This is a genomic window from Streptomyces sp. SirexAA-E (genome assembly GCF_000177195.2).
In the GTDB taxonomy this organism is placed as follows: domain Bacteria; phylum Actinomycetota; class Actinomycetes; order Streptomycetales; family Streptomycetaceae; genus Streptomyces; species Streptomyces flavovirens.
The window spans coordinates 2445174-2457278 of the sequence record NC_015953.1; the positions used below are offsets into that span (position 1 = coordinate 2445174).

Consider the following 12105-nt stretch of genomic DNA (forward strand, 5'->3'; position numbering starts at 1 on the left):
TGGGACGTCGGCCTTCCGAAGCTCTTCACACCTTCTGTCACGAGAACGAGCGAACGGGACGACTCATGATTCTGACCGGGTCCGAAATCGAGCGAGAACGGACAAATGGCCGTATCACCATCGAGCCGTTCACGCCGGAGCAGGTCAATCCGAACAGCTACAACTTCCGTCTCGGCAAGACCCTGCGGACCTACCAGGACATGCCGCTGGACGCCCGGCGCACGAACGACTTCGAAGAGATCGAGATCCCGGACGACGGTTACGTCCTGGAGCCCGGCCGGCTCTATCTCGCCCACACCATCGAGGTGCTGGGCAGCGAGCACTACGCCCCCACCTTCGCGGCCCGTTCCTCGGTCGCCCGTCTCGGCCTCTTCATCAACCTGTCCGCCAGCCTCGGCGACATCGGGTACACCGGCCAGTGGACGCTGCAGCTCTACACGATGAACCGGGTCCGGGTGTATCCCGGCATCAACATCGGCCAGATGATGTGGTGGCGCCCGCAGGGCGAGATCGTCCTCTACGACGGCAAGTACCAGGGCTCCGTCGGCCCCCGCTCCAGCGACATCCACGTCGACTTCGACAAGCAGTTCGCCCGCCAGCGGTTCCCCGGGCTCGGTGCGAGCTTCGACGCCAACGAGGTGGGGCCCAAGTTCGCCCAGCTCGCCGTCTCCAGCCACGACTTCCGGGTGCCGGCCGCCTTCTGCGTGCCGGCCGGTGAGTTCACCGACGCGCTCACCGCCGAGCAGAACGCCGCGCTCGCCGACGCCTTCAGCGACCTGAAGGCCACCGTCGGCGCCTTCTTCACCGACTCCGTGGCGAAGATCCAGAAGATCGGCGCCGAGATCCGCGTCCCGGAACAGGCCCGGAAGCTGCTGGCCGCCCGGCTGAACGAGATGTTCCCGGGCTCGGAGGGCGAGGAGGCCGAACTGGCCGTCCGCTCCTCGGGCCTGGACGAGGACACCGAGGGCTCCAGCCTGGCCGGGATCCATCAGACCGTCCTCGGCGTCCGCGGCGTGGACGCCGTCGTCGAGGCCGTCGAGCAGTGCTGGCGCTCGTACTACGAGGCCCCGGCCGTCGCCGCCCGCATCCGGGCCGGCCACTTCTCTCCGGTCCCGCGCCTCGCCGTGATCGTGCAGCGGCTCGTCCGCCCGACCCTCGCGGGTGTCGCGTTCACCGGCCTCGACGGCGACGACGGCCGGGTGTCCGTCGAGTACGTCGAGGGTCTCGCCGACGAGCTCGTCGCCGGTGTCGCCGTGCCCCGGCGCACCGACTCCGTCGAACTGGCGGCGGCACCGGAGGACGCCGGGGCCGAACGCGGGGCCCTCGTCGAGGTCGTGGACCTGGCGCGGCGCCTGCGCGAGAGCCGCGGGCACGACGTGGACGTCGAGTGGGCGGCCGACGCCGACGGCGTCCACCTCGTCCAGGTGCGCCCGCTCACCGCGTCCCGCGAGGTCTCCCACCGCTCCGTCGCACCGGTCACCGAGGCGTACCGGCTGTACGGCGACACGCTCCCCGCCGACTTCACCCTCGGTGCGGTGGCCGCCGTCTACAGCGGTTACAGCGCCAAGCGCGGGCCCGCCCACCGGCTGGCCCACACGCACGGGGTGTCCACCGGCGCGGGCTGGGTCCTCCGGTTCAACGGCCTGGGCCTGCACGGCGCCGAGGGCGCCGCCGCCCTGCGCGACACGCTCTCCGGCGGCACCGACGAGTGCGTCCTGGACTTCGGCGAGACCCTGCGCCAGATCGTCGTGCCCAAGGAGGAGGTACCGCGCCAGCTCGCCGTCACCACCGGTGTGGCCGCGGACGGCACCAGCCTGCACACGGTGATCGTGCGGGACTTCATCCGCGGCGAGCTCGGGGTGATCTCCCGTAAGGCGGGCGAGAGCGGTCTCGTCGTCGAGTACACCGACGAGGGCCTGATGGCCCTGAACCGGGGCACCGCGGGCGGTGAGGCGATCGTCGTCAAGGACGTGGCGGCGGGCTTCGACGAGGCGTCCAACGTGACCTGGCCCGACGGCGGCGAGGTGCTGCGCCCGCACCTCGACGAACTGGCCCGCTTCACGGCGGCCATGCACGCCGTACACGGCCCGGTGACCCTGGAGTGGGTCTTCGACCGGGGCACGCTGTACTTCGTCGACTACTCGGTGCTCGGCGGCGACGACACCGTCACGGTCGCGCACGGGGAGGTCTGCATCTCACCCGGCACCGCCCGGGGCCCGCTCCTGCGCCTGGACGACGACGTGCTGCTGCGCCGCCTGTCCATCGGCCCCGCCGTGAGCATCGACAAGTCGCAGGACGTCACCGAGCACGAGGGCCTGGCCCGGATCCTCGACCTGGTCACGTCGTACGACGAGAAGCCCGTGATCAGCGCCGCACGGCCGTACGCGGTGCTCTCCGTCCTCATCGACCACGTCGCCGGGTTCGTCTTCGACCAGGGCTCCGCGCTGGGACACCTGGCGATCCTGCTGCGTGAGGCGGGCGTCCCCGCGGTGACCGCCGCCGGGATCGAGGGAGCCGAAGCAGTGATCAGTGATGGCACGGTCGCGACGACCGGCCGCAAGGGAGAACGAGCGTGAGCGACACCACCACCCCCGCCGCCGCCCCGGCGACCGTCCCGGCCGGACGGCGCTCCTGGCTGGTCCTGGGCGGGCTGCACCTCCTCAACGGCACGGCCCCGCTCGCCGGCTCCGACCCCGTGGTCCTCGTCGAGCTCGGCGCCCCGGTGGAGCACGCCTTCCCGAGCAACACCGTCGTCCTGCACTGGGACCGGCTCGGGGAGCTGGAGCTGGCCGTCCGCACCGTCGACGGGAGCCGCCGGCACACCGCACGGGCGCGGGGCGACGAGCTCTTCCCCGGCATGCTGGTGGGCCGCGCCCTGCGGGAGGCGGTCACCGAGGTCACCGGCGGCCCGGTCGGTCCGCTCGTGCCGCTGTTCTACGTCACCGCGGACGGCGAGCGGGCCCATGTCCACAGCCAGATCCGCTTCCTGGCCGAGGACGCCTGCTTCATCCGGATCACGCCCGAGAGCGTGCCCACGGCCGGGGTCGGGGAGCTGAGCTGGCTGCCGGAGGCGGTCCGGCTGCACGCGGAGCAGTTCCTCTTCCTCAACAACCACCAGCGGTACTACCGCAAGTGCTTCGAGGGCCAGGAGCTGGAGTACAAGTACACCCTCACCCCGCCGGTGGACGTCTGGACGCAGACGGTCGAGCTGTACCGGAGCCTGCTCGACGGCGATCTGCCCGGCTACGTCATGGAGTACCGGGACGAGTACCAGGCCTGGGACTACCTCAACCACCTCTTCGAGGTGACCGGACCCACCGAGGCCGAGCTCGGCTACGCCTCCTTCATCCCCACCACCGACGGCAAGCACCTCCTCAAGCGGAAGTGGTACGCCGAGGACACCTTCGACCGCCGGGAGAGCCACACCTACGGGCTCGACCTGGCGGACGACGGCGGCTTCGAGCGCTACATCCGCGAGGAGCTGAAGGTCGAGGCCGTCCGTCTGCCCTCCTTCCGCCGCGTCCGCTACGACATCAACTTCGAGTCGGTGCGCACCGGACACGTCTACGGCGTCTTCTTCGACCACTGCAGCCTGGTCGAGGACCACGAGGTGACGCTCAACCAGTGCGAGCTGGAGTACCTGCGCAGCCGGGTCGCCGTCGAGCCCGACGAGGCCGAGGTGCTGCCGGAGATGGACGAGATCGTCGCCTGGCTGGAGGCGTTCCTGCGCAAGCGCGGCCTCAACGACCGGCGCGGCTTCTACTCCAAGCGCACCTTCCTCAAGGACGCCGTCGCGGCCCGGCCCGAGCTGGCCCGGAAGGTGGGCTGATGACGGGCGCCGCGGTGCGAGCGGTCCTGCTCGACCTGGAGGGCACCCTGTACGCCCGGGGCGCCGTGATCGACGGTGCGGTGGAGGCGGTGGCCGCCCTGCGCGAGCGGGGCACGGGGCTGCGCTTGTTGACCAACACCGACTCCAAGCCGGCGGAGCGCATCCGCAAGGAACTGGCGGGCTACGGGCTCGCGGTGGCGGAGGAGGAGCTGTTCACCCCGGTGGTGGCGGCCGCGCGGCTGCTGACCGCCGCCGGCGCCCGCACCTATCCGCTTGTCTCGCGGGAGCTGCGGGAGGTGCTGCCGACCCTGGCCGCCGAGCCCCCGTACAGCCATGTGCTGATCGGCGACTGCCGGGACACGCTGGACTACGCCGCGCTCGACGGTGCCTTCCGGGCCGTGCGGGACGGGGCCCAGTTGCTCGCCCTTCAGACGGGCCGCTACTTCAAGCGGGCCGACGGGGACCACCTGGACACCGGTGCGGTGGTCGCGGCCGTCGCGTACGCCTCCGGGGCCGACGCGAGGGTGCTGGGGAAGCCGGCCACCGACTTCTTCACCCTCGCGGCGGCCTCCCTGGACGTGCCGGCCGACGCCTGCGTGGTGGTCGGCGACGACGCCACGACCGACATCGCCGGCGGCCGCGCCGCCGGGTGCCGGACCGTGCAGGTCCGCACGGGCAAGTACGCGGACCAGCGGGCCGAGGGGCTGACCGGGCAGGCCACCCACGAGCTGGACTCCGTCGCGGAGCTGCCGCGGCTCCTCGCCGAGTGGGGCGCCGCATGACCGTCTACTGGGTGGTCTGGGACGCCGGTGCGCACTGGGTCGTGGACCGGCTGGAACGCGAGGGCGCGCTGCCCGCCGTCAGCAGCATGCGTGAGCGCGGCGTCTTCACGGCGGCGCGCCCCGCGCGGCCCAACTGCCAGACCCCGCCGTCCCTGGCGACCCTGTTCACCGGGACCTGGCCGGCCGAGCACCAGGTCACCGGGTTCACCGTGCCGGGAGCGGGAGAGGGCGTCGCCAGCCATGTCAGCGGCTTCGCGCCGGGTTTCCCGGCCGCGCCGCCGGTGTGGGAGGCGATGTCCGAGAACGACCTGACCAGCGCGCTGGTGCACGTCCCGTGGGTCTTCGGCGCCGACGACCGGGTCGGGCCGCACGTGGACGGCGCGGTGGAGGCGTACAGCGGCCGGTTGACCCGGCACGCGCTGCACGTCCTGGATCCCGGCCCCGGGGTGCAGCCCTGGGAGATCGGTCCGTACCGCGTGGAGGCCGAGGTCGAGCGGGACCCGGACGGGGCGCGGCGGGTGCGGGTCACCGGCGGTGAGCGGCTGCTGCTCACGCCCGAGGACGGGTGGCGGCCCCTGGAGCTGGACCGGTACAACGGCACCTGGGTGCGCTGTGTCCGGGTGGCCGAGGGGCTGGTGCTGGTGCACACGGGGGTCTGGCGGGCGCGTACCGGCGGGCGCAACCCGAAGACGCTGCACCGCCTCGCGCAGTGCCCGCCGTTCGCGGGCGAGGGCGTCGGCCCGCTCTACCGCCGGGGCGCGTTCGGGCCCCGGCTGGCCGAGGGTGGGGACGGCTCGGCCGAGGAGGTCTTCCTCTCCTCGGTGGAGTGCGTCGCCCGGTCGTTCGCGGCCGCGGCCGACGCGGTCCTGGACACGCACGACGCGGACCTGGTGGTCGTCTACCTGCCGATGACCGACGACGTGGGACATGAGTTCCTGGGCTGGTGCGACGAGCGGAGCGCGGCCCACCGCCCGGACATCGCCGCGCGGGTGTGGTCGTACATCCGGCGCTGCTACACCTGGTCGGACACCGTTCTCGGGCGGGTCCTGGACCGGGCCGGTGACGAGGACACCGTGGTGCTCGGCGCCGACCACGGCATGGTCGGCAGCACCCATCTGGTGCATCTCAACGACCAGTTGGTGCATGCGGGCCTGGCCGCCCGCGACGTCGACGGGGGCCTCGACCCGGACGGGTCCCAGGTCTTCTACCACCCGGCCAACAACGGCTCCCTGTGGGTCGCCGAGGGCTCGGCCGACGACCCGGCGCACGTCCGCCGGGTCATGTCGCGGGCGCGGGCGGCGCTGTCCTCGATCACCGACCCCGAGACGGGCCGCCCCGTGGTGGCCGGCTTCCTCGACCGCGCCGGGGAGCCGCTCACCGACGCCCAGGAGGACGCGGAGGTGGCCTATGTCGCCCTGGCGGACGACTACCAGCCGAGCGCCCTGCTGCTGGGGGAGGGCCCGCCGGTCCGGCCCGCCGCCAAACCCGGGGCCCATGTGGTCAACACCGGTGACAGCAGGCTCCACGCGATCCACGCGTCGGTCGGCCCGGGGATCAGCTCCGGCGCCACCTCGGATCCCGTCGACAACACCTTGTCCGCCGCGCTGGTGCTCGGGCAGCTGGGCCTGGGACCGGCCGCCGACGCCCTGTACCGCACCGGCTCGTGTGAACCGACAGACGAAAGATGAGGGTCATGCCGTCCCGCTTTCCCCATTTCCTCTCCCCCGACGAGCTGACAGCCCGCCGTCACGCGCAGGTGACGGCCTTCCTGGAGGGCCGTGACCTGGATCCCGGGTGGCTGTCCGACCTGATGCGCGAACGCGTCGGCGAGGGCCTGCTGCTGCTGACCAGCTCTCCCGTGCACGGGCTGGCCAACCCGACCAGTGATCTGGACTTCATCCGGATCCAGGAGGCCGCGATCGACGGTCCCCGCATCTCCACGAAGATCTTCGAGAACGGCCACCACCTGGAGGTCGTGTCCTTCAGCGAGGCCGAACTCGCCTCCAACCTGGACGAGCTGGAGCGGCTCGCCTCTCTCCCGGCCGAGGGGACCGTGGCGGGTTTCCGCGCCTGGGACAAGCAGCGCGAACCGCGCCGCAAGCAGACCGAGCGCATCGTCAACGGCATCGCGATGGACGGCTCGGCCCCGTACCTCGGGGCGCTGCCCGCCCTCGGCCGGGTCTGGAGCCGGGCGGCCCTGCACACCGCCGTCGAGCAGGTCGTGCACACCACGCTGGCCGAGAAGGCGGGCGAGGCACGCGGCCGGGTGGGCTACGCCTACAACGTGCTGCTGCACCTGATGGACGCCCTGCTCTCGCACCACGGCGACGTGTACACCACCCGCAAGTGGTACGTGCTGCGCTGGACGCGGCTGATGGCCGAGGGCGGCTGGCACGACGAGCACCTCCAGTCGGTGGCCGTCGGCCTGGAACGGCTCCGCAAGGACGTCCACACCTTCCTGGCCCCGGACCTGGCCGGCGAGCCGTTGGCGGCACCGTTCGCGGAGCTGGCCCTGGCCGCGGTACGGGCCACCGGCACCGCCCGGGGCGTCACGGTGGGCGTCGAACTCACCGGCGGAGTGGAGGCCTTCCTGCCCGGCTCGGCACTCCTCCTGGGTCCCGACGGCGGGGTGGTGCTGCCCGGCGTGGGCACCGCGTCGGACCTGCCGTTCACCGGCGCCCCGGTCGGCCTGGACGGCCTGGCGGCGCTCGACGCCCCGGCCGCCGCCACCCTGCTGCGGGCCCTGCGGGCGGGCGCGGCCCGGCTGCGTATCGGCTACCAGGACGAGGAGGACGGGCGATGACCACGGACACCGTTGCGGACAGGGGCGAGACAGAGATGACCGAGGGCCACGGCCGGGCGCCGCGACCGTCGCGCGGCGCCGAGGAGCTCACCGCGTTCCCTTCCGTACGGGCCGGGCACGTCATGGCGGGCCCGCAGGCCGTCGAGGTCTGGGTGCAGGCTGCCTGGCTGATGCTGGCGGAGGGGCGGGCGTACATCGAGGACCTCGAAGGGGGCACCGAGCAGCCGCAGATGCAGCAGGCCGCGAAGCTCCGCTTCCTGGAGCAGCTGCTCGACATCGACCAGCGGCTGGCGGGGCGGGCCCCCGTGGACGACGCGCACTGCCTGGCCCTCGCGCTCGAGTACGGGATGCGCGAGGTGGTCGACGCGAGCGGTCCCGAGCTGGCCGGTGTCTTCGGCCTGTACGAGGAGTTCGGCGGCGGGAGCTGCGCGGTGGACGAGATCCACGTCCTGTGGGAGCGGCTGCTGGAGGCCTTCCCCGGGGAGCTGCCCGACCGGCTGGTCGCGGAGGGGCAGCGGGACATGCTGCGGACCTTGCGCGTCTGGGCGGAGCTCGCCCGTGCGGCGGGGCTCGACATCGGGTTCCTCGCCCCGCTCATGAAGGCCGCCTGAAACCGCCCGCGACACGTAAGTGAGGTGCACATGCCTGAGATTCAGGCGGACACGCTGATTCAGGGCCGGACCCCCGACGAGGTGTGGACGTTGGTCAAGGACAGTTCGCTCGTGGCGTCCCGGGCCCGCCACGTGGTGGCCGTCCGGCCGCTGTCCGAGCAGGACAAGACGTTCCGTATCAACGAGTGGACCGTGCTGCTCAACGGCAGCGAGGTGACCTGGCGGCAGCGGGAGGCGGCCGGGCCCGGCTTGCAGCTGCGGTTCGAGCAGACCGCGGGTGATCTGGAGAAGCTGTCGGGCGAGTGGTCCCTGTCCGCCGACGGCGACGGGACCCGCGTCTCGTTCGTCCTCGCCTACGAGCTGGGCGTCGACGGGCTCGCGCCGCTGCTCGACCCCATCTGGTCCCAGTCCTTCCGAGCCCACGCCGACGAGTTGCTGCGCGCCCTCACGGCCTGCGCCGCGTGACAGAGAGCGAACCGAGCATGAGTGTCTACCTGAACTTCCTGCACACCACCGTGCGGTTCGACGTGGCCGAGGACGCGGAGGGCGCCTTCGAGCCGGTCCGCCGCTTCTTCCGGCACCTGATCGCACCGGCGCCGGCCGGCGAGGTCACCTTCACGGTCGACGTGCGCTCCTACGACCCGGACGCGGACGTCGCCCCCGAGGTGTGGGAGCTGCCGCAGTCGGTCATCCGGCGCAGCAACGCCGCCGAGTTCAACTTCGACGCGCACCTCGTCGACACCGCGGGCCGCCGGCAGTACGTCAACCGGGCCACCCTGCTCGACGCCCCGGCCGACTCCGCGAAGGACAGCACCTTCCGGGTCCGGATCACCGAGCAATCCACGGTGCAGGTCCTCGACTTCGTGCGCGACCTCGTCATCCGGCACGAGGAGACCCTCGGCACGGTGGTGCTGCACGCCTCCGGCCTGCACCGGGACGGCGAGGCCGTGATCATCGCCGGGCCCAAGGGCGCGGGCAAGACCACCACCCTGCTGTCGGCCCTGCGCCGACCGGGCTGGCAGTACTTCACCGGGGACAAGCTCTTCTGCACGATCGAGGACGGCGAGATCCTCGTCCACCCCTGGCGCGACTACCCGTACGTCGGGGTCGGCACGATCCGGGCCGATCCCCGGCTGGAGCGGCTGGTCCGCGAGGGTGTCGACGAGCGGGTCGACACATACGAGCCCGGCCACAAGATCCTGATGGACCCGGACGTCTTCGAGTCCTGGCTCGGCGCGGAGTTCACGGCCGAGCCGAAGCGGCTGGCGGCGCTGCTGCTGCCCGAGGTGGTCCCCGGGGAGCCGCTGTCGGTACGGCACCTGACGGACGACAACGAGCGCTGGGCGCACCTGAACAAGATCGTGGACCGCCAGGTCGACACGACGTTCTTCACCTGGCAGACCTACCTGGTTCCGGACTACGCGGCCTTCTACCGGGGCCTGGCCGAACTGCGCACGTACCTGGGCTCGGTGGACATGGTCCGGCTGCGGGGCACCCTCGACGTCGACCCGGACGCCGTCCTCGCCACGTCCCCCGGGACGTCCGAGACCATCGAGAAGGAGATCGCACGATGACCGCCGACAACCGTCCCGGCCTGCGCATATCCGTCGTGGGCCTGGCCGGCGCGGGCAAGTCCACCTGCGCCTCGCTCATCGAGGAGTACGCCCGGGACAAGGGCCTGGCCCACGCCCGGATCAAGCTGGCCGCGCCGCTGTACGACCTCCAGGACGAGGTGTACCGGAGAGCCGGCGCGGTGCTCCGGGAGGGCGCGCAGGACCAGGTCCTGATGGAGGCGCTCGCCGACGCGATGCGGCGCATCCGCCCCGATGCGCTCGTCGCGGACTTCACGGCCCGTCTCGCGGGCACCGACGCCGACCTGGTGGTCAACGACGACCTGCGCGACCCGCACGTGGACGCCCCGGCCCTGCGCGGGCACGGTTTCCGCGTCCTGCGCATCACCTGCGACGAGGAGGTGCGCCGGCAGCGGCTGGCCGGCCGGGGGGACCCGTCCCGGGCCGACCGCTCGACCCGGGAGATCGATCTGATCACCCCGGACGCGGTGATCGACAACGGGGCGGACCTGGACACCTACCGGTCGGCCGTCCACACGCTGCTGGGGAGCTGGCTGTGATCCTCAGCGGACCCGAGATCCTGGCCGAGACCCGGGCCGGGCGCATCCACATCGACGACTTCGACCCGGAGCGGCTGGAGCCGAACAGCTACGGCTTCCGGCTCGCCGACGACATCCTCCGGTACGAGCAGGACGTGATCGACTGCTTCGAGGCGCCGACGCCGGAGCACCTGAAGATGGGCCCCGAGGGGATGGTGCTCGAACCGGGCCGCTTCTACCTCGGCGGCACCATGGAGGCCATGGGCAGCCCGCACTACGCGGCCACCCTCTACGCTTGCCGGTCCGCCTCGACCCTCGGTATCTGGATCCAGTTCTCCGCCCCGCTCGGGCACAGCGGAGCGGTCTTCCCGTGGACGCTGGAGATGAAGGTCGCGCACCCGGTGCGGGTCTATCCCGGGATGGTGATCGGGAAGCTGGCGTTCTGGTCGATGCAGGGCGACCCCACCGGCTACGACGGCAAGTACACGGGTTCCACCTCCGCCGTCGCCTCCCGCCTGAGTCTGGACGTCCGTGTCCCAGACTGAGCTGTTCCGTGTCCTGGCCGCGCTCGCCCTGCTGCTGTGCGCCGCGCACGGCACGGGCCGGCTCTTCGCCAGGTTCCGGCAGCCGCCCGTCATCGGTGAGATCCTCGGCGGGCTGCTGCTGGGGCCGACCGTGCTGGGCCAGGTGCTGCCCCGGGCCGAGGCGTGGCTGTTCCCCTCCGAAGGGCCGGTGGCCTTCGGGCCCTCCCTGGTCTACCAGCTCGGGATGCTCCTGCTGATGTTCACGGCGGGGGCGGAGATGCGTACGGTCTTCTCCCGGCGGGACGGGCGGTCCGTCGCGGTGATCGCCCTGGCCGGCATGGCCGTGCCCTTCGTGATCGGGCTGCTGGCCGTCAGGGCGATCGACACCGACGCCCTCCTCGGTCCGGCCGGCGACGTGACCGCGCTGACCCTGGTGCTGGCCTGCGCGATCGCCGTGACCAGCATCCCGGTGATCTCCCGGATCATGCTCGACCTGGGCATCATCCGGACCCGGTTCGCCAGGACCGTGCTGTCGGTCGCGGTGATCGAGGACGTGATCCTCAACGTGATCATCTCCGTGGCGCTCGGCATGGTCGCGGGCGGCAAGGAGTCCGGCTTCGGCCTGGCCCACAGCCTGGGGATCACGTCGGCCAACGCCTCCGCCGCCTACCACTCGGTCGCCTCGGTGGCCTTCTTCGCGCTGATGGCGCTGGTGGCCATGGTGCTGCGGCGCCGGACGGGCGGTCGGTCCGGTGCGGCGGACCGGCCGCTGGGCACCGTCGCCGTGCGGATGGTCGTGCTGCTGGCGGTGTCCGCGAGCTGTGTGTACCTGGGTGTCGCGCCCATGTTCGGCGCGTTCGTGGTCGGGTTGCTGTCCGGCATGGCCTCCCGGGGCGCGGAGAGCGCGTCCATGGGCCAGCTGCGGGGATTCGCGGCGGGCTTCTTCATCCCCGTCTACTTCGCGACGGTCGGTCTCAAGCTGGACCTGGTGCACTCCTTCGACCTGTGGTTCACCGCGGGCTTCATCCTGGTGGCGTGCCTGGCGAAGGCGCTCAGCGCGTACGCCGGTGCCCGGATGACCGACCGGTCGAAGGGCGAGTCCCTGGACCTCGCGGTCGCGCTGAACGCGCGGGGCGGTCCGGGCATCGTGCTGGCCACGGTCTCGTTCGACGCGGGCATCGTCAACGCCTCGCTCTTCACGACCCTGGTGCTCACCGCGATCGTCACCTCGCAGATCGCCGGCTGGTGGCTCGAACGCGCCGTTTCCCGTGGGGTGTTCGTCACGGACGACGCGTTCGCCCCACCACCGCGGGACGGGAGTGCCAAGGTGCCTGTGAACGCCGAAGGGGGCTGACCCCGCACCGGCGCCCCTCCGCCGGCCCGGCCGGGGCCGCCGCCGACCGTGCCACCGCGGCTCCTGCCGCGGCCACCCCCACACACCAGCAA

Annotated in this window: 11 protein-coding genes; all 11 read left to right on the forward strand. The window is 72.2% G+C overall.

The genetic code is table 11. From position 1 onward, the window contains the following. Positions 1 to 65 precede the first annotated feature (65 nt). The 11 genes from SACTE_RS10800 to SACTE_RS10850 are packed head-to-tail and all read left to right on the forward strand — an operon-like array spanning position 66 to position 12013. Complete coding sequence (locus SACTE_RS10800; RefSeq protein WP_014046069.1) at positions 66 to 2576, forward strand: PEP/pyruvate-binding domain-containing protein; 2511 nt, start codon at positions 66 to 68, stop codon at positions 2574 to 2576. After that, positions 2573 to 3829, forward strand: coding sequence for a hypothetical protein (locus tag SACTE_RS10805; protein ID WP_014046070.1), 1257 nt, complete (start codon positions 2573 to 2575; stop codon positions 3827 to 3829). The genes SACTE_RS10800 and SACTE_RS10805 overlap by 4 nt, the downstream gene beginning before the upstream one ends. Beyond that, a complete protein-coding gene (locus tag SACTE_RS10810) occupies positions 3829 to 4611 on the forward strand; it encodes an HAD hydrolase-like protein (protein WP_014046071.1) in 783 nt (260 codons plus the stop codon). Before SACTE_RS10805 ends, SACTE_RS10810 begins: the two co-directional genes overlap by 1 nt. Next, positions 4608 to 6299 carry an alkaline phosphatase family protein gene (locus SACTE_RS34960; protein WP_014046072.1) on the forward strand — a complete coding sequence of 564 codons (1692 nt, stop codon included), beginning with the start codon at positions 4608 to 4610 and terminating at the stop codon, positions 6297 to 6299. Before SACTE_RS10810 ends, SACTE_RS34960 begins: the two co-directional genes overlap by 4 nt. Positions 6300 to 6304: 5 nt before the next feature. Then, positions 6305 to 7414 (forward strand): DUF6001 family protein, encoded by a 1110-nt coding sequence (locus SACTE_RS34965; protein ID WP_019993748.1) that lies wholly within the window; start codon positions 6305 to 6307, stop codon positions 7412 to 7414. After that, positions 7411 to 8025, forward strand: coding sequence for a DUF6031 family protein (locus SACTE_RS10825; protein ID WP_014046074.1), 615 nt, complete (start codon positions 7411 to 7413; stop codon positions 8023 to 8025). Before SACTE_RS34965 ends, SACTE_RS10825 begins: the two co-directional genes overlap by 4 nt. A 30-nt stretch (positions 8026 to 8055) precedes the next feature. Continuing rightward, positions 8056 to 8490, forward strand: a complete 435-nt coding sequence (locus SACTE_RS10830; RefSeq protein WP_014046075.1) for an SRPBCC family protein — start codon at positions 8056 to 8058, stop codon at positions 8488 to 8490. Between the two features lie 17 nt (positions 8491 to 8507). After that, positions 8508 to 9599 carry a hypothetical protein gene (locus SACTE_RS10835; RefSeq protein WP_014046076.1) on the forward strand — a complete coding sequence of 364 codons (1092 nt, stop codon included), beginning with the start codon at positions 8508 to 8510 and terminating at the stop codon, positions 9597 to 9599. Then, a complete protein-coding gene (locus SACTE_RS10840; protein ID WP_014046077.1) occupies positions 9596 to 10156 on the forward strand; it encodes an AAA family ATPase in 561 nt (186 codons plus the stop codon). Before SACTE_RS10835 ends, SACTE_RS10840 begins: the two co-directional genes overlap by 4 nt. Continuing rightward, positions 10153 to 10680: a deoxycytidine triphosphate deaminase gene (locus tag SACTE_RS10845; protein ID WP_014046078.1), complete on the forward strand. Its 528-nt coding sequence runs from the start codon at positions 10153 to 10155 to the stop codon at positions 10678 to 10680. Before SACTE_RS10840 ends, SACTE_RS10845 begins: the two co-directional genes overlap by 4 nt. Next, on the forward strand, positions 10667 to 12013 hold the full coding sequence (locus SACTE_RS10850; protein WP_014046079.1) for a cation:proton antiporter: 1347 nt from the start codon (positions 10667 to 10669) through the stop codon (positions 12011 to 12013). The genes SACTE_RS10845 and SACTE_RS10850 overlap by 14 nt, the downstream gene beginning before the upstream one ends. The last annotated feature ends 92 nt before the right edge of the window (positions 12014 to 12105 follow it).